At 31.9% G+C, this 18,043-nt stretch carries 18 protein-coding genes; 4 read left to right on the forward strand and 14 right to left on the reverse strand.

Annotation, left to right across the window (positions count from 1 at the left end; all coding sequences use genetic code 11):
* Positions 1 to 50: 50 nt before the first annotated feature.
* From PF021_RS02520 to argF, 4 genes are read right to left on the reverse strand one after another with little or no spacing between them, the layout of a single operon-like run.
* Positions 51 to 1,322, reverse strand: coding sequence for a (Fe-S)-binding protein (locus tag PF021_RS02520; RefSeq protein ID WP_271020829.1), 1,272 nt, complete (start codon positions 1,320 to 1,322; stop codon positions 51 to 53).
* 9 nt (positions 1,323 to 1,331) lie between these two features.
* Positions 1,332 to 2,699: an oxygen-independent coproporphyrinogen III oxidase gene (gene hemN, locus PF021_RS02525; protein WP_271020830.1), complete on the reverse strand. Its 1,368-nt coding sequence runs from the start codon at positions 2,697 to 2,699 to the stop codon at positions 1,332 to 1,334.
* A gap of 10 nt (positions 2,700 to 2,709) precedes the next feature.
* The gene (locus PF021_RS02530; protein ID WP_271020831.1) at positions 2,710 to 3,120 is read right to left on the reverse strand and encodes a DUF2603 domain-containing protein; all 411 of its coding nucleotides are present in this window, start codon (positions 3,118 to 3,120) and stop codon (positions 2,710 to 2,712) included.
* Positions 3,099 to 4,019 carry an ornithine carbamoyltransferase gene (argF, locus tag PF021_RS02535; protein ID WP_271020832.1) on the reverse strand — a complete coding sequence of 307 codons (921 nt, stop codon included), beginning with the start codon at positions 4,017 to 4,019 and terminating at the stop codon, positions 3,099 to 3,101. Before argF ends, PF021_RS02530 begins: the two co-directional genes overlap by 22 nt.
* A gap of 89 nt (positions 4,020 to 4,108) precedes the next feature.
* Between argF and hypA the strand changes: the two genes are divergently transcribed.
* Positions 4,109 to 4,453, forward strand: coding sequence for a hydrogenase/urease nickel incorporation protein HypA (gene hypA / locus PF021_RS02540; RefSeq protein WP_271020833.1), 345 nt, complete (start codon positions 4,109 to 4,111; stop codon positions 4,451 to 4,453).
* Between the two features lie 1,023 nt (positions 4,454 to 5,476).
* On the opposite strand, the gene groL is transcribed toward hypA, so the two are convergent.
* Both groL and groES read right to left on the reverse strand, forming a co-directional pair.
* Complete coding sequence (groL, locus tag PF021_RS02545; RefSeq protein WP_271020834.1) at positions 5,477 to 7,117, reverse strand: chaperonin GroEL; 1,641 nt, start codon at positions 7,115 to 7,117, stop codon at positions 5,477 to 5,479.
* A 15-nt stretch (positions 7,118 to 7,132) separates the two neighbouring features.
* Positions 7,133 to 7,393, reverse strand: a complete 261-nt coding sequence (gene groES / locus PF021_RS02550; protein ID WP_271020835.1) for a co-chaperone GroES — start codon at positions 7,391 to 7,393, stop codon at positions 7,133 to 7,135.
* A gap of 276 nt (positions 7,394 to 7,669) precedes the next feature.
* On the opposite strand from groES, the gene PF021_RS02555 reads away from it, so the two are divergent.
* Both PF021_RS02555 and PF021_RS02560 read left to right on the forward strand, forming a co-directional pair.
* Positions 7,670 to 8,839 carry a pyridoxal phosphate-dependent aminotransferase gene (locus PF021_RS02555; RefSeq protein WP_271020836.1) on the forward strand — a complete coding sequence of 390 codons (1,170 nt, stop codon included), beginning with the start codon at positions 7,670 to 7,672 and terminating at the stop codon, positions 8,837 to 8,839.
* A gap of 175 nt (positions 8,840 to 9,014) precedes the next feature.
* Entirely contained in the window at positions 9,015 to 9,494 is a 480-nt protein-coding gene (locus PF021_RS02560) for a hypothetical protein (RefSeq protein ID WP_271020837.1), read from the forward strand.
* Between the two features lie 33 nt (positions 9,495 to 9,527).
* Here PF021_RS02560 and ychF read toward each other — a convergent pair whose 3' ends face one another.
* The 6 genes from ychF to PF021_RS02590 all read right to left on the reverse strand — a co-directional run bounded on the left by ychF (position 9,528) and on the right by PF021_RS02590 (position 13,919).
* Positions 9,528 to 10,634, reverse strand: a complete 1,107-nt coding sequence (gene ychF / locus PF021_RS02565) for a redox-regulated ATPase YchF (RefSeq protein WP_271020838.1) — start codon at positions 10,632 to 10,634, stop codon at positions 9,528 to 9,530.
* 1 nt (position 10,635) lies between these two features.
* Positions 10,636 to 12,054: a leucyl aminopeptidase gene (locus PF021_RS02570; protein WP_271020839.1), complete on the reverse strand. Its 1,419-nt coding sequence runs from the start codon at positions 12,052 to 12,054 to the stop codon at positions 10,636 to 10,638.
* A gap of 9 nt (positions 12,055 to 12,063) precedes the next feature.
* On the reverse strand, positions 12,064 to 12,645 hold the full coding sequence (locus PF021_RS02575; protein WP_271020840.1) for a DedA family protein: 582 nt from the start codon (positions 12,643 to 12,645) through the stop codon (positions 12,064 to 12,066).
* 77 nt (positions 12,646 to 12,722) lie between these two features.
* A complete protein-coding gene (locus PF021_RS02580; protein ID WP_271020841.1) occupies positions 12,723 to 13,181 on the reverse strand; it encodes a tRNA (cytidine(34)-2'-O)-methyltransferase in 459 nt (152 codons plus the stop codon).
* Positions 13,182 to 13,421 (reverse strand): hypothetical protein, encoded by a 240-nt coding sequence (locus PF021_RS02585; protein ID WP_271020842.1) that lies wholly within the window; start codon positions 13,419 to 13,421, stop codon positions 13,182 to 13,184.
* A 36-nt stretch (positions 13,422 to 13,457) separates the two neighbouring features.
* Positions 13,458 to 13,919 carry an acyl-CoA thioesterase gene (locus tag PF021_RS02590; protein WP_271020843.1) on the reverse strand — a complete coding sequence of 154 codons (462 nt, stop codon included), beginning with the start codon at positions 13,917 to 13,919 and terminating at the stop codon, positions 13,458 to 13,460.
* A gap of 156 nt (positions 13,920 to 14,075) precedes the next feature.
* Here PF021_RS02590 and PF021_RS02595 point away from each other — a divergent pair, with 156 nt between their 5' ends.
* The gene (locus PF021_RS02595) at positions 14,076 to 15,152 is read left to right on the forward strand and encodes a UDP-N-acetylglucosamine--N-acetylmuramyl-(pentapeptide) pyrophosphoryl-undecaprenol N-acetylglucosamine transferase (RefSeq protein WP_271020844.1); all 1,077 of its coding nucleotides are present in this window, start codon (positions 14,076 to 14,078) and stop codon (positions 15,150 to 15,152) included.
* On the opposite strand, the gene PF021_RS02600 is transcribed toward PF021_RS02595, so the two are convergent.
* Both PF021_RS02600 and PF021_RS02605 read right to left on the reverse strand, forming a co-directional pair.
* Positions 15,149 to 15,643, reverse strand: a complete 495-nt coding sequence (locus PF021_RS02600) for a chemotaxis protein CheW (protein ID WP_271020845.1) — start codon at positions 15,641 to 15,643, stop codon at positions 15,149 to 15,151. The genes PF021_RS02595 and PF021_RS02600 overlap by 4 nt on opposite strands.
* Positions 15,643 to 18,039 carry a hybrid sensor histidine kinase/response regulator gene (locus PF021_RS02605; RefSeq protein ID WP_271020846.1) on the reverse strand — a complete coding sequence of 799 codons (2,397 nt, stop codon included), beginning with the start codon at positions 18,037 to 18,039 and terminating at the stop codon, positions 15,643 to 15,645. The genes PF021_RS02600 and PF021_RS02605 overlap by 1 nt, the downstream gene beginning before the upstream one ends.
* Between the last annotated feature and the right edge of the window lie 4 nt (positions 18,040 to 18,043).

Here is an 18,043-nt window from a genome sequence, read left to right on the forward strand (position 1 = left end):
ATAGCTTATAAAAATATTAGATATTAAGAGAAAATAGTTAAGGATAAAAATTATTGTCTTAATGCTTTGGCAATTAATTCTAGTGGATGTAAAAATGTAATATCAATTTTTTCATTATGTATTACATTGGTAAGTTGCATTCTGCACGCACTGCACTCCGCACTTACATATTTTGCTTTAGTTTTTTCTATCATTTTGGCTTTTTTGCTACCAACTTTTCTTGCAAGTTCAAATTTTTCGCTCTGTATAGTTACTCCGCCAAATCCACAACAAGCAGAAGAATCTTCCATTTCTATTATTTTATATGCTTTTGATAGTAAGGTTCTTGGTTCTTTGTAGATTCCTAGAACCTTTCTTGAATGACATGGGTCATGATATGTGATTTCTTCAGTTGTCGCATTTTGTTCTAGCATTGTTATTAGATTCGTATTATCTAGCAGATATTTGGTTGCCATTTGGAATTTTGGTTTTAGCTTTTTTATTCTATTTTTCATCTCTTCATCATTTTTCATAAATCTTTCCCAATCCTCTATCATCATAGCAGCACATGTAGCCTCTGGGATAAGTATTGCTTCTACTTCATCTATGAAGCTCTCAAAATATTCTACATTGTATCGAATAAGAGAATCTACACTATGAAAATCACCTGTAAAATACATTGGAGCACCACAGCATTTTTGGCTTTTTGCTATTTTGATGTTTATTTGTAGTTTTTCTAATATAAATAGTAGCGAATCTCCAACACTCTTATAATTATTATTTGCAAGACAACCTATAAAAATTGCTACTTTTTTATTTGAATCTTTTTTGATTATTTCTTCGTTATTTGAGGCAAGAAAGCTTTCTTTTTGTATGTTTGCTATTACTCTATTTTTTAAGAAAGGAAGTTTTATTCTTGGGATTAGACATGAAGAATCTTTTGATGTTTTAAATAAAATTGGCACAAAAATACTGCCAAAAGATAATATTCTATCCATTACTTTTCTATTTTTTAGCAGATAAAATATTATTTTTTTGAATCTTGCTATACCGAATTTTTGGGCTATTTCATATCTTATATTTTCTATTAGTTCATCAGTTGGGAGGACATTTGGGCATACACTTACGCACGTGTTACACAAAAAGCAAGATTCAAAGATATTTTTTGCATTTTTATCTAATGGTAGATTGCCTCTTTCATATGCACCTAGCAAGTCTATAAATCCTCTTGGCGAAGTTACTTCATCGCCGTTGATGCTAAATATAGTGCAACTTGGAATGCACTTTCCACATTTCACACAAGAATCTGTAGTTGGTAAATAGCTAAATGAAGTAAAATGCACTTATATCCTTTATATTGTTTTACTAAATACTTTTTTATTATCTTCTATTTTATTTAGATATGAATCAAACGCCATTGCGATATTTCTTATCATTAGTGTACCTGTTGGACTTACTTCTATTTTATTGTCTGCTATAGATATTAATCCAGCTTCTTCTAGTTCTTCTAAGTTATTTAGAGATTCTTTAAAATAATCTTTGAAGTTGATGTTAAATTCATTTTCTATGCTTTTGAAGTCTAGTTTAAAGTTGCTCATAAGATTCATAATGACTGCTTTTCTGCATATATCATCAAAGCTTAACTTTATTCCTCTAAAAAATGGTAGTTTGCCCGAATCTATTGCTTTTTGATAGCTTGGGAGATCTTTGTGGTTTTGTGCATAATAGTCAAGCCCTTCTCCTATTGAAGTTATGCCGATTCCTATTGTTTGTGTGCCACCTTTTGTGCTATATCCTTGGAAGTTCCTTCTTAGCTCGCCTTTTTGTATTGATTTAAAGAGTTCATCATTTGGCTTTGCAAAATGATCCATACCTATCATTTTGTATCCGTTTGATTGTAGGAACAAAATAGTATTTTCTAGTATTTGTAGTTTTTCGTCTGGAGTTGGAAGCTTGGTTTCATCTATTTTTCTCATTGTTTTTTTAATCCATGGGACATGAGCGTAGTTAAAAATTGCAAGTCTATCAGGATCTAATTTTATGCATGTCTCTAGTGTGGTTTTAAAAGTCTTTAGATTTTGATATGGCAAACCATAAATCAAATCAAAATTTATAGATTCTATTCCATATTTTCTCGCTATATTTGTTGCGTTTTCTACTAAGGCTAATGGTTGGATTCTATGAACTGCAGTTTGCACCTTCTCATCAAAGTCTTGCACTCCAAAGCTAAGTCTGTTGAATCCGCCATTTTTTAATGCTTTCATTTGATCTTCATTGAAGTATCTAACATCAACTTCACATGCGATTTCAGCATCATTGCTGAAGTTTGTAAAAGTGCTTTTTATCATGCTTATAATACATTCTAATTCTTGTGCATTAAAAAATGTAGGAGTGCCACCGCCAAAGTGTAGTTGATGAACACTCTTGGTGCAGTTTATGGAATCTTTTATAATATCTAGTTCTTTTTTTAAATATTCTATGTATTTTTGTTTGTTTTCATCTTTGCTTGTATAAATTACATTACAACCACAAAAATAACATGCGCTTCTACAAAATGGCAAATGTATGTATAAAGATAATGGGCTTGTGTCATTTTGTAAATCTTTTATATAAGATTCATATTTATAATCTTCGCTAAATTCTATTGCAGTTGGATAGCTTGTGTATCTTGGTCCTGCTTTTGAGTATTTTATAAATTTTTTAAAATCAATTTCTTGCACTTAAGATTCCTTATAGTTCTATGTCTTTAACTAAGTTTACAAAATTTAAAAATAAATATGGATATTTCTTTTTAATGTTTTTTACTATCACTTTTGGGTCTTTTTTGTAGTTTTTTACTTCCCTTATAGCTATACACCACACATCATCAAAATCTATTGGAGTATTTTTGTGAATCTCTTTTTCGAGCTCAAATAGATATTTATCGATTTCTAAGTCCTTTGCTAGTCGCATTACAGATTCCATTGCTTGTGGCGATAGTAGGTAAAATTCATTGTCATTGGCGTCTTTTATGAAAGCTAGATTCGTGCTAATATCTATTGTTTCGTTTATTTTTTGTGTATTGCTTCTAGCTTTTATTGCTTGTTGTTTTATGTTTGTATAATCATTTTTGTTTATTGTTAGTTGTTTTGATGTAGCCAAATTATAACTCCTTTTTGTGCGTGAAGCCTATTTTCTGCTTCTAAAAATACTCTGCTATTTGAGCCTTCTATAACTTCTGTGCTAACTTCATATCCTCTATAAGCAGGCAAACAATGCAAAAATATCGAATCTTGTTTTGCATGTTGCATTAGCGATTCATCAATACAGAATCCTTTAAAGTCTTTTATTCTTTTTTCTTTTTCATTTTCTTGTCCCATTGATATCCAAGTATCTGTATTTATCACATCGCAGTCTTTTATTGCTTCTTTTGGGTCATTGGTTAAGATTAGTTTAGCACCAGAATCTTGCGCAAACTCTTGTGCTTTTGCGAGAATATTACTATCCACTTCATAATTTTTAGGAGAGGCGATTCTTAGCTCGAATCCCAACTTTGAAGCCAACATAAGCCATGAGTGAGCCATATTATTACCATCGCCTATGTAGCATACTATTGGGTTTTTATCTTTGTTGCATTCTTGCATTGTTAGATAGTCTGCTAGTAGTTGCATTGGGTGATAGCTATCGCTTAGCCCATTTATCACTGGGACTTTTGAGTATTTTGCAAATTCTTCTAATCTACTATGTTCAAATGTTCTTAGCATTATCATATCAACCATTGATGATATTACCCTAGCAGTATCCATTATTGGCTCTCCACGACTTAGTTGTGTGTCATTGTTTGATAAAAATAATGCGTTGCCACCTAGTTGCTTTATCCCAACTTCAAAGCTCACTCTTGTCCTTGTTGAGTTTTTTTCAAATATCATAGCTAGGGTTTTGTTTTGCATTTCTGTGGAGAATACGCCCTTTTTTGTGTTCTCTTTTAGGGATTTTGCTATTTTTAAAATATCTAAAATTTCTTTTTTGTTAAAATCTGCTAGAGTTAAAAAATGCCTCATCTTTAACCTTAAAATATCGTAGTAAAATGGTATTTTACAATAAAAAATATAATTTATTTTAAAAGTTCCAAAAATACTAAGGGGTAAATATGCATGAATTTTCAGTAGTTTCATCTTTGCTTGATAATTGTGAGAAGATTGCAATTTCAAATAATGCTACAAAAATATTATCTGTATATGTTCAAATAGGGGAGAGAAGTGGGGTAAATCCTAAACTGCTAAAAAGCGCATTTGAGGAGTTTAAAATTGGAGGAATATGTTGTAATGCAAAATTATTTATAGAATATCAAAAGGTTGTATTGGAGTGCAAAAAATGTGGCAGTGTGTATGAGAGCAAAGAGATTGAATATGTAAAATGTGACATATGCAAGGAAGAATCTTTAAGCATAGTAGCAGGTAATGAAATGTTGCTTATGCGATTGGAGATGGAATAGATTCTAATATCTGTGGAATCTTTCGAATTGTTTTTTGAAAGTAGGGTAGAATTCCTCCATAGCCATGCATAACCTTTTATAATCCTGGTTATTGAGCCATTAGTAGTAAGCAATTCTCTCATAAAACTATAAAGCTCATATGCAACATAAATACTATGCACCAATCTTTGATCTTTTTCGCTTAAATCTTCGTATTCTTTGCCTAGATTTAGTAGATTATCGATATATACAATCACTATTTTGTTCTCAAGCAGACTTGTTGTATTCTTTGATAATGTAATGATTCTGCCGTAGTATTCTTGATCCATTTCATCAAATTTTTCCCTTATATATGAAGGGCATGCTATTACGCCGATATTTTGGGTTTTTGTTTCACTTTTTTAGTTCTTCTATTACGCTTGTGATTAACTACTTGTTGAAACCAAGTTTAGCAAAGTCATGTATTGTAAAGTTTGTATTTTAAAATGATTGAACTCTCTTATTAGTTCCATGATTTTAAATCTTTGTTTTTCTGGCAACGTTTTATAACCCCCCCCTTTATTGCAGATATAATAGTTTCTGCTTTACCTCTCGCACAGCTTTGGATTTGGGGGAGGTGGTAAGGTTGTAAATTTACATGTATTATATGACTAGTTTATTAAGTAAATATAAATTTATAGTAAATATTAAATTTTATAGATTATAATCAAGCTATATACTAATAGTATTATTTACTAATAGATAATTAATATTATATAAGTATATTTTTTACTTTGGTGATAGTTTTCATAATTTTTAGGAATCTTACAAGTTTATAATTAGATTCTAAGTAGTTCTAAAATACTGGATTTATTGGCAAGACTTGAGTAGTTTAGTTTTTATTTAATGGTCGGAAAATCTAAAAGATAAATTTTAGTAAATTTTTAAACCATTGCCAATATTTATTTTTATTTGGAATCTTGGCAATTTGTTATTTTAATTTTAGTAGTTTGGAAAGGATTTGAAGTTTGTGGTTTTAAGAGTTTAAAAGTGGGAGAGGTGGAATTACATCATTCCACCCATTCCACCCATACCACCCATACCGCTCATATCAGGCATAGCTGGTTTGTCTTCTTTAATTTCATGCACTGTTGCTTCTGTTGTTAGAAGTAGGCTTGAAACTGATACTGCATTTTGTAGTGCGATTCTTGCAACTTTTAGTGGATCAATAATTCCTGCTTCAAACATATCTACATAGCTTCCATTTGAAGCATCAAATCCATTATTTGCATTTGAATCTTTTTCTACATTATTTACTACTACACCATCATCAAATCCTGCATTTGTAGCAATTTGCTTAATAGGAGCTTTGATTGCTCTTTTTATTATTTCATATCCGATTTTCTCATCACCACTTAGATCTAAATTAACCTTAGCAGCTGCTCTAATTAATGCAGCTCCACCACCGATGATGATCCCTTCTTCAACAGCAGCTTTAGTAGCTGATAGTGCGTCATCTACTCTGTCTTTTTTCTCTTTCATTTCTACTTCACTTGCAGCACCAACTTTAATAACTGCTACACCACCGCTTAGCTTTGCTAGTCTTTCTTGTAGCTTTTCTTTATCGTAGTCGCTTGTTGTGCTTTCAATTTGAGTTTTGATTTGTGCGATTCTTGCTTCTACTGCATTTTTCTCACCAGCACCATCTACAATAGTTGTATTATCTTTGTCAATTACGATTCTTGAAGCTTGTCCTAGATCTTCAATGCTTGCATTTTCTAGCGTTTTACCAAGTTCTTCGCTAATTACTTCACCACCTGTTAGAGTAGCAATATCTTTTAGCATTTCTTTTCTTCTATCACCAAATCCCGGAGCCTTAACTGCTGCTACATTTAGCACACCTCTTAGTTTATTTACTACTAGAGTTGTTAGAGCTTCTCCTTCAATGTCTTCTGCGATGATTAAAAGTGGTTTGCCACTTTTCATAGTAGATTCTAAAAGTGGAAGAATATCTTTCATAGAAGTGATTTTCTTATCTGTTAAAAGAATATAAGGGTGCTCTAATTCTGTTTCCATTTTATCGCTATTTGTAACAAAATAAGGACTTAGATAACCTCTATCAAATTGCATACCCTCAACAACGCTTAATTCATCATTGATTCCTTTTGCTTCTTCAACAGTGATAACACCATCTTTGCCAACTTTTTCCATAGCTTCAGCGATTAAATCACCTACTTTAACATCAGAGTTTGCAGAGATTGAAGCAACTTGTGCGATTTCTTTTTTGCCTGAAACTGGTTTTGACATTTTCTTTAATTCTTCTGTGATAGCTTCAGCTGCTTTATCCATTCCTCTTTTTACTTCTACTGGGTTTGCACCTGCAGTTATGTTTCTTAGTCCTTCTTTAAAAATACTATATGCTAGAACTGTTGCAGTTGTAGTTCCATCACCTGCTGCATCTGCAGTTTTACTTGCTACTTCTTTTACAAGTTGTGCTCCCATATTTGCAATAGGATCTGCTAATTCGATTTCTTTAGCAACTGATACACCATCTTTTGTTATGCTTGGAGCACCGAAGCTTTTTTGAATTAATACATTTCTTCCTCTTGGTCCCATTGTTACTTTAACAGCATCGCTTAGTTGCTTTACACCTTCATATAGTCTATTTCTTGCGTTATCTGAAAAATTAATTTCTTTACTTGCCATATCTTACTCCTTAAATTAAGCTAAAACGCCTAAAACATCTTCTAATTTTAAAATTAAATATTCTTTTCCGTCTAGTTTTACTTCTGTGCCAGAATATTTGCCAAATACAATTTTATCATTTACGCTCACTTCTTTTACTATGCTACCGATAGCTTTTACTTCACCCATTAGTGGTTTTTCTTTAGCATTATCAGGTATAATAATTCCAGAAGCGGTTTTAGTATCTTCTTCAAGTCTTTCTACTAAGATTCTCTCTCCAAGTGGTTTGAAATTCATAGGAATACCTCCGCATTTATTTAAGATTAAAATTTTAAAAAACACTGAAATTATATTTCAATTTTCATATGTTGTCAATACATTGAGTAAAAAATATCATTAAATATTAGTCAAATATACTAAAGTTATATTAGTTTTTATAGCTAATAATTATAAAGTCTATTTAGTTAAAGTTTCGTATGTTGTGTAGAGTTTTTAATTTACTGATTTATAATATTTTAAAATAAGTAGAAATATACTTATGGGATTTGACAAAAGTAGTGAAAAAGGATTTTTATGGAAAAAGTGTATTCTAAAAAAGTTGAGAATTTATCTGAATCTATAACCATAGCAATTAGCACACTTGCAAGGGAGCTAAAAGAACAAGGGAAAGATATATTGTCATTTTCTGCGGGTGAGCCTGACTTTGATACGCCAAAGGTAATTAAAGATGAGGCAATTAAGGCTATGGATAGTGGATTTACTAAATATACTGCAGTTGCTGGAATACCTGATTTGCTAAAAGCCATTAGCTTGAAGCTAGAAAGAGATAATAATCTAAAGTATGAAACAAACGAAATAGTAGTAAGCAGTGGTGCAAAGCATTCTTTATACAATGTCTTTGAATCTCTTATTAATGTGGGTGATGAAGTAATAATTCCATCTCCTTATTGGGTTACATATCCAGAGCTTGTTACATATTGTGGTGGTAAAAATGTATTTATACAAACAACACAAGAAAATAATTTCAAAATAACAAAAGAACAACTAAGAAATGCAATAACAAATAAAACAAAGTTTCTAGTATTGACAACTCCTTCAAATCCAACTGGTATGGTGTATTCTAAAGAGGAGCTAGAAGATATAGCAGATGCACTAAAAGATACTAATATTTGGGTTATAAGTGATGAGATATATGAGAAGTTAGTATACGATGGTAAGTTTATTTCAACTGCTAGTATTAATTCTCACATGCTTGAGAGAACAATTACCATAAATGGTCTTAGTAAGTCTGTGGCAATGACTGGTTGGAGAATGGGGTATCTTGCTACAAAGGATAAGAATCTAAGAAAACTAATAGTTAATCTTCAAAGTCAAAGCATGTCAAATATAAACTCTATTACTCAAAAGGCTTCTATTGCGGCACTTGATGGTAGAGCTGAAACTGATATAGAAAATATGAAAATCGCATTTAAAAAAAGAAGAGATCTAGCGTGTGAGTTATTCTCTAAAATAAATGGTCTAAAGGTTAGTAAGCCAGATGGTGCATTTTATTTATTTATAAATTGTGAATCTATCAATAAAAATTCTATGCAGTTTTGTAAAGATTTGCTAGAGAGAGAAGGTGTAGCAGTTGTTCCTGGTATTGGCTTTGGTATGGATGGATATTTTAGATTTTCATTTGCTACTGATTTAGATTCTATAAAAAAGGGAATAGAGAGAATATATAAATTTTGCAAATCATAGTAAAGTGCATTATTTGGAGGAACTTGTCATCTATTTGCTATAAAAATTAAAAAATATTATGGCAAAAAGAGAAAGGTATTTGGTATTTTGTGTATCCACACTTTTGTGGTTGTAGCAATCAAAAATGGAACAATATTTGCTTTAGATTCTAGTAACTCAAATTAAAGGGTAACTTATGAATGTGAATGATAAAAATAATTCTATGGTTAGTTTGTTAAGTCAGTCGTATAATAAGCAAAATAGCAATACAAATGATATTTCAGGTTATCAGCCAAAGGATTCTAATTCTATTTTTGGTGCTCAGAAGAGTAGCGAAACTTCAAATATCTCTAGTCTTTTTGATGCCGGTTCTATGTATCTTCCAAGTAGCGTAGAGGATAAATTTGAAGTAAGTGGTGAATTAGCAAAGTTACAACATTTTTCATCTAGCTTTGATGATGATTTAAAAGATTTAGGTCAAGCAATGTATGATAATGGAATTTTGAATGCAGAAGAAAAAATGGGATTTGATATTATTTTGAAAAATAATCCGACATTAGATGCAGGGGTTACGCAAAATTTACTGAAAAATCCAAATTTGACGCAAGAGAGTTTTAATTTGCTATCTGGTGTTGATAAGAAAATTAGTGCAGTTAGATATTTTGGCGGTTTTTAATTTCTTAGAATCTAAATTTAGATTCTAAGAAATCTATACATTAAATCTAAAGTGCATTACATCGCCATCGCATACTACATAATCCTTGCCTTCGATTCTTAAGACACCAGCTTCTTTAGCCTTTTGTTCTCCACCATGTTTGATAAAGTCATCATAAGATATTACTTCTGCTTTTATAAATCCTTTTTCAAAGTCATTATGTATGACACCTGCTGCTGCTGGAGCTTTATCGCCATTTTTGATTGTCCATGCTCTTACTTCTTTTACCCCAGCGGTAAAGTAGCTAATTAGCCCAAGCTTTGCAAATCCCAAATGTATTATCTTATCCAAGCCACTTTCTTTTACTCCTAGCTCTTCTAAAAACTCGACTTGTTCTTCATTACTTAAGCCTACTAATTCTTCTTCTATTTTGGAGCATAATTTTATTACATCACAACCATTATCTTGTGCGTATTTTTTGAGTTCTGTTACATACTTATTATCTTCTTTTAGAGATTCTTCATCTACATTTGCACCATATATTATTTCTTTATTGCTAAGAAGTCTTAGTTCTTTATCTAGTAATAAGAATCTATCGTCATCTTTTTTGCTGAAGATTCTAGCTGGTTTGCCATCTTCTATGTGTTTTAGTAACTCTATGGCTAGTTCTAAATTTGCTTTTGCTTCCTTATCAGTCCCACTTTTTGCTAATCTAGTTAGCTTTTCTACTCTCTTTTGCACGCTTTGCATATCTGAAATTAGCAGTTCAGTTTCGATTATTTCTATATCTCTTAGTGGGTCTATGCTGCCTTCTACATGTGTGATGTTTGAATCTTCAAAGCAACGAACGATATGCAAGATAACTTCAGTTTCTTTTATGTTTGCTAAGAATTGATTTCCTAAACCCTCTCCCTTACTTGCTCCTTTAACCAATCCAGCAATATCCACAAATTCTATTGTTGAGTGTTGAATCTTTTCTGGATTTACTATTTTTGCTAATTCTGCAAGTCTTCTATCAGGCACAGGAACTACGGCTTTATTTGGCTCAATGGTGCAAAATGGATAGTTTGCAGCTTGTGCATTTTGTGTTTTTGTTAATGCATTAAAAGTGGTTGATTTTCCAACATTTGGTAGTCCTACAATCCCTACGCTAAGTCCCATATTATTCCTTTATATTTCTTATAAATTCTACACAAGCCCTAACACCAGCACCGGTTGCTCCAAATGGATTTACCCCCCATGATTTCTCAACATATGCAGGACCTGCTATATCTAGATGAATCCATTTATCTTGCAAATCTTTACTTACAAATTCTCCCAAAAACATACCAGCACTAATTGCACTACCATATCTACTAGAAGGTATGTTGCACAAATCAGCTACTTCTGATGAATATAGCTTTTTTAAGTATGGATTAAAAGGTAGAATCCCACTTAGCTCACCAGCATTAAAGGCGTGTTTTGCAAAGTTTTCTTTTAGTTTTTGATTATATCCCATGATACCAATTGTATAATCTCCAAGTGCGACAACACAGGCACCGGTGAGTGTTGCTAGATCTATTAGATAATCAGGTTTTAAATCACTAGCATAGCTTAGACAATCAGCCAATACAAGCCTACCTTCAGCATCGGTATTTCTAACTTCTATTGTCTTTTTATTTCTAGCTGTTAATATATCATCTGGTTTGTAGGCATTGCCTCCTATCATATTTTCTGCTAAGCCCAAGATTCCATGAACTTCAACTTCTAACTTTAGTTTTGCAACTATTTCCAAAATCCCAATAACAGCACAAGCTCCACTCTTATCAGCCTTCATTGTGGTCATATAATCACCCGGTTTTAAGCTAAGACCACCACTATCATATGTTAATCCCTTTCCTACAAGTGCAATTTTTGGAACTTTTTTCTTTGTGTTTGGCTTGTAGTGTAAATGCACCATGAAAGGCTCATTGATACTTGCCTTTGCAACTGCTAAGAAGGCTTCCATATTTTCCTTTTTTAGGAATTTTGAATCATGTATTTTGCAAGAAATATTAGAATCTTTGGCTATCTTATGAGCAAAATTTGCCACATAATTTGGCGTTGCATCTTGTGGTGGAGTATTTATTAACTCTCTTATTTTGTTTATAGATTCTGTAATTATTTTGCTTTGTGATATTTGATTTTCGATTTGTGTTTTTGTAAGTTTTGTTGATTGTATATATATTTCTTTTATGTGGTTTTTTGATTTTTTAGTTTTGTAGCTATCAAAAGAATAGTTCCCAAGCAAAAATCCTTCGCAAATTTCTTTTAATTCAGATTCGCTACTAGCCTCTATTGATATGCTATTTATTTTTAGTGATTTTAGTTTTTGTATTGCTTGTGATATTGAATCTCTAATAGCATTTGGGAATTCATATCCACAATCATCAATTCCTATAAAAAACTTTTTATACTCTAATAGCATACATGATCCGCTTCCATCAAAGTCGTATTTATCTAGCGAATCTTTCTCTGCTTTGCTTAGATTTTTTGGTAATTTCTTATTTTTTATTAGTATTAATTCTATATCACCGATTTTGTCTTTTGCTAGTAGATTCATGTTCACTCCTTATCCAATCATTTTCTTTTCTACTTTTTGTGTTACCTTGTGTAAGTAGTAGTAAATTCCACCACCTACAATTATTACAAATGGTATTGCTATGTAATAATGTTGTTTTGCTATGTGAACTAATGCTAATAGTTCTTCCCCAAAGAAATAAGCAAGCAATATAGTAATTGCAGCCCAAACTAATGCACTAATAAAATTAATAAAAGCAAATGTCTTAGCATTATATCTGGTAACGCCTATACTCATTGGTATTACAGTTCGCATACCATATAGATATCTTTGGACAAATATTATAGGCCACCCATATCTTTGCAGGAGAAGATGAGCGAATGCAAATTTTCTTCTTTGTGTTTTTAGTCTTTTATATATGAATTGCTTGTTGTATCTGCCTATATAGAAATAGACTTGATCACCTACAAATCCACCAAAACCAGCAACAAGTATAGCAATTGGAATTGACATATGTCCAGTATGACACATAATACCAGCCATAATTAAGCCAAGCTCACCTTCAAGTGTGCTCCAGATAAATAAAATCACATACCCATATTCTTGTAACCAAGCTATAAACAATTCTTCCATGACGATAATTTTTTTCTTTCTTTAAAAATAATTTTTGTATTTTATCCAATATTTACTTAAAGCCTTGTTTGAAAAGTTTAGATAAAATCCCTTTGTCTTATCCCTTCATACAAAACTATTCCTGTGCTTGTAGCTAGATTTAGACTTCTTGCATTATTTGTCATTGGTATTTTAAAGCAATTATTTTCATTTTGTTTTAATATTTCTTCATTAAGCCCTGCATCTTCTCTTCCAAAGTGTAAATAAGCACCATTTTGCAAACAAGCATTATAATGAGCTTTATTTGCTTTTGTCGTTAGAAAATAATGCGGAATCTCTTTTGTAGATGATTGTAAAAACTCATCATAATTATTCCAAGTATATACTTCTAAATGCTCCCAGTAATCCATTCCAGCTCTTTTTAATTCTTTTTGCGTTAGCAAAAAGCCAAGGGGATATATCAAATGCAACACGCTATTGCTAGCATAGCATAGTCTTCCTATGTTACCGGTGTTTTGTGGGATTCTAGGTTGGTGCAACACTATGTGGAATCTCATCTAACCCTCCAAGTTTAGTGGTGATATTGCATTTGGTTTTTGTATTTGTGAAGTTTGTGGTTTATTTTGTTGTGCGTTTTGTATTATATCTTTTAGAGATTCTTCTTTTATGGCTTGTTCTGCTCTTATTAATGCTTTAAATAAGATTGCTAGGGTTTTTGCATTTTTCTTACAAAATGTGTTTAGCTGATATTTGATAATTGATATCTCAATAGAATTAACATCTTGCAATGATTCCATAAATAAAATCTCCAAAAAGATAGCATTATATCACACTTATTGTTTTTCTTTTGCTCTTGCTTCTTTTCTCTTTATTGCTGCTTGATATCTTTTTATTTCTGATTTTGTTTTTGGCTCTATGCTTGGGACTTTTGTTGGTTTACCATTTTCATCAACGCACACCATAGTAAAATACGCACTATTTGTATGTGTCACGACTCTTTTGTGTATATCTTCTGCAATTACTTTTATTCCGACTTCTAACGAGCTATTTCCAGTGTAATTTACAGAGGCTAAAAATGTAACTAGATTCCCAACCTCTATTGGATATTTAAATGTTACTCTATCCACTGATAGTGTTACTACATATTTACCACAATATCTTGAAGCACAAGAGTATGCTACTTGATCTAGAATCTTTAATAAATCTCCACCATGAACTCTGCCTCTAAAGTTGGCAACTTCAGGTGTCATTAGCATAGACATTGTAAGGGATTTTATATCAAACACATCTTCCATATTTTCTCCTTTTAGCTATTAGAATTATATATTATCACTTTTTAGTCAAAAATTTTTAAAAAGTTTATAATTTTTTTACTTTTATCTAAAAAATGAGTATTTTATACATTGCAATATTTTATTATAATTTCATAAATTTACTTATTAGGGATTCTTGTGAGAGTAGTTATTGCAGGTGGTGGAACTGGTGGGCACTTAAGTGTTGCAAGATCTTTTTTAGAAGAATTGCATAAAGGTGGTTATGAGTGCATATTTATAGGCTCTTGTAATGGGCAGGATAAAATGTATTTTGAAAATGATGATAGATTTTTTAAAAAATATTTCCTGGAGACTAGCGGTGTAGTAAATAAAAGTGGAATAAATAAATTAAAGTCCATATTTATGCATTTAAGAGCTTTAAAGGAAAGTATTAGTGTGCTAAAAGAAAATAAAATAGATTGTGTAATATCAGTTGGCGGGTATTCTGCAGCACCTGCTTCTTTTGGTGCTATTTTTTTAAAGATACCTTTAATCATACATGAACAAAATGCAAAAATAGGTAGATTAAATAGAATCTTAAAGCCATATGCTAAGGTGTTTTTCTCTTCATATTTAGATTCTTCTCCTTATAAATACTATCCAATAGGAGAAGCATTTTTTAATACTGCACGAATTAGAAGAGAGGTTAAGACATTGTTATTTATGGGGGGGTCTCAAGGTGCAAAGGCTATTAATGATTTTTCTCTAAGTGTATCTAGTGAATTAAAAGAACGAAAAATTAGAATCTTTCATCAATGTGGTAAAAATGATTTTAGCAGAGTGTTTGAAGAATATAAAAGTATGGGATTTAAAGTTAAAAGTTTAGATGATGATTTAAATTGTGAATTTGATGTTTGTGTTTTTGATTTTAGTAAAAATATGCCAAATATTTATAATCTATGTGATTTTGCAGTGTGTAGAGCAGGGGCTAGTTCTTTATGGGAGTTATGTGCTAATTGTTTGCCAGCATTGTTTATCCCATATCCACATGCAGCATCCAATCATCAATACTACAATGCAAAATTTATAGATGACTTGAATCTTGGATTCTTGTGTGAGGAGAAAGATTTATTTTGTGATGTTTTGTGGAATGTGTTAAATAACTTGGATAACATTTCTAGCATTAGTAATGAGCTACAAAAGCTATGTAGGATAGATGCTTTAAGAGAAATGATAGAAATAATAAAAAGGGAAGTGCTTAAAGAGAACTATTAAAATGTTCTCTTTAGTAATTCTTCAGGTGATAGAATTGTAATTAATCTATTATCTTTTTTGCCAACACCATATATTAGGTTTTCATTTTGACTTACCGTATCTGGTGCAGGATCTATGTCTGATTGCTTGATTCTAACTGCTTCTGTTAGTTTGTCAATTATAAAACCAGCTCTTTCTTCCTCTTGATTCTTGATTACTATGTATCTTGTATCTTCAGTTGGTCTTTCATATTGTAAGCCAAATCTTAATCTAAGATTAATTAAAGGAACAACAATACCCCTCATATTAAACACACCCAATACATAATCAGGCACTCCCGGAACTCTAGTATATTCTAGTGGCTTTATTATTTCTTGTATGCTTAAGATTGGCACTGAAAATTCCTCTGAGCCAACCACAAATGCTACCAGCTGTATTATATTTTCTGTTTCAGCTTGTGGTTTTTTTTGTTCTTGTTGTTTTTGTAATACATCTTGTAGTTGATTGCTCATTATTCAGTTACCTCCATTGTTAAGTTGATATTTCTCTTCACAACATTTGTTAGATATTCAGCAGAGTATGGTTTTGTTATATATTCTGTCATACCAGATTCTACACCTCTCATTCTATCTGTTTTACTTGTTCTACTTGTTACAGCAATCAGTGGCAAGTTCTTGAACTTAGCATATTTTCTAATCTCACCTGCTAGTGTATATCCATCCATTTTAGGCATTTCTATATCAATCAAAATAGCATCAAATACATTGTCACCGGTTTTGATTATTTCTAATGCTTCAAGACCATTTGTAGCTTCGGTTATTGTTATACCCAATGGTTTTAATGATTTTTTCATTATAGCCCTATCTGTCATTGAATCATCAACTATTAGAACTTTGTAGTCACTTGGAGAATTTTTTTCTTTTTTTCTTTCACTTTCTTGCATTAATTTATTTATGCTTACTTTTACTTGTTTAGCCATTTGCATCATTGCCGCTATATCTACAATTAGTGTAACTCTACCATCTCCTCTAATTGTAGCACCAGCGATTCCTTCTATGCCTTTTAAGTAAGAGCCAAGTGATTTAATAACAACTTCTTCTTGCCCTATTAAGAAATCAACAATTACGCCTATTTTGTTTTCAGCTAAGCCAATAACTACAACATACGCTTGTTCTGAATTATCAAACACAGCATCAACACCAAAAATATCAGCTAATCTAACAAGAGGTAACACTTCGTTTCTAAGTCTTAATACACTTTTGCCCTCAACCAAATATACTTCATCTTGTGATATTCTTACTGTTTCTATTACAGATGCTAGAGGTATAGCATAATATTCTTCTTGGACACCTACCAATAGAGATTGAGTGATAGCAAGAGTTAGAGGAATTTTTAATTTTAATGTTGTTCCTTCCCCATAAACACTATCTACATCAATAATACCATTTAACTTTTCTATATTTGTTTTTACAACATCCATACCAACGCCACGACCACTTACATTTGTGATTGTTTTTGCTGTTGAGAAACCTGCTTTAAAGATAAGAGAATAAGCGTCTTTATCTGTCATTGTATCAGCTTCTTTTTCGCTAATTAATCCTTTTTCAATACCTTTAGCCTTAAGAATCTCAGGATTCATACCCTTACCATCATCTTTTATTTCTACAACTATATGGTTACCCTCGTTGTATGCTTTAAGATCAACGGTTCCTTGTTCGGGTTTCCCAGTGGCTAATCTTTCTTCTTTTGACTCAATACCATGATCGCAAGCATTTCTAATTAAGTGAACTAGTGGATCTCCAATTTCTTCAACTATCGACTTGTCAAGTTCTGTTTCCTCACCACTTATTATTAGTTCTATATTTTTACCAAGTTCTCTTGATAAATCTCTAACCATTCTAGGAAATTTATTAAATACTCTACCAACGGGAAGCATTCTCGTCTTCATAACAGCTAATTGTATATCAGTAGTAACCATAGAAACTGATGCAACAACTTGATTTAGTTCTTCTAGGAATTTTTCTCCCTCATATCTTTCTTCAACATCGTTATATATTTTTATAAGTCTATTTTTACCTAAAACAAGCTCACCAATTAGATTCATTAAACTATCAAGCCTTTTGACGTCGACCCTAATTGTTTGTTCAACAGCAGTTGCAGGAGCTTTATTTTCAGCTTGCTTAGCTGCTGGTTTGGCTTCAGTCTTAGGTGTTGTTGCTTTTGGTGCAACAGGAGCTGGAGTTTGTTTTGCAGCAGGAGCTGTAGCAGGTTTATCTTCTGTTACTTCGCTAGGTGCTTGAATCGCATCTAATTCACCTTTTGCTCTTTTTGCTTCCCTTTTTTTCTTGTCTTCTTCTTGTCTTTTGTTTAGAAGTCTTTCGATTTCTTTTTCTACATCTTCTGCAGACATATTTGCATAATCAAGCTCTGGCTCTTCCTCTATTGGAGTTTCTGCAGTTTCTTGTTGCACTTCTTCTGTTGGTGCTTCATCGGAGCTTCCTGCAGGAGTTTCACCTTTTGATACTGCATCTAATCTCTCGATTACATTAGCTATATCATTATCCATACCAGTATTTGCGTCTGTGCCAGAATCTCTAATAGCATTTAGCAATTTTTTCATAAAGTCTATTGATTCTAAGATTACATCCATAATATCTGGAGTAATTATTAATTCACCATGTCTAGCCTTATTTAGAACATCTTCCATGTGATGTGTCAAATGTGTTAAGACAGAGAAATTTAAAAATGATCCAGAGCCTTTAATAGTGTGTGCAACTCTAAAGATTCTGTTTAGTAGATCTAAATCTTCAGGTCTAGTTTCAAGCTCAACCAAATCTTGGTCAAGTTGTTCTATCATTTCGAAAGCTTCAATTAAAAAGTCTTCTAATATTTCTTGCATTTCATCCATGTTT

It is taken from the genome of Helicobacter ibis, from assembly GCF_027859255.1.
In the GTDB taxonomy this organism is placed as follows: domain Bacteria; phylum Campylobacterota; class Campylobacteria; order Campylobacterales; family Helicobacteraceae; genus Helicobacter_D; species Helicobacter_D ibis.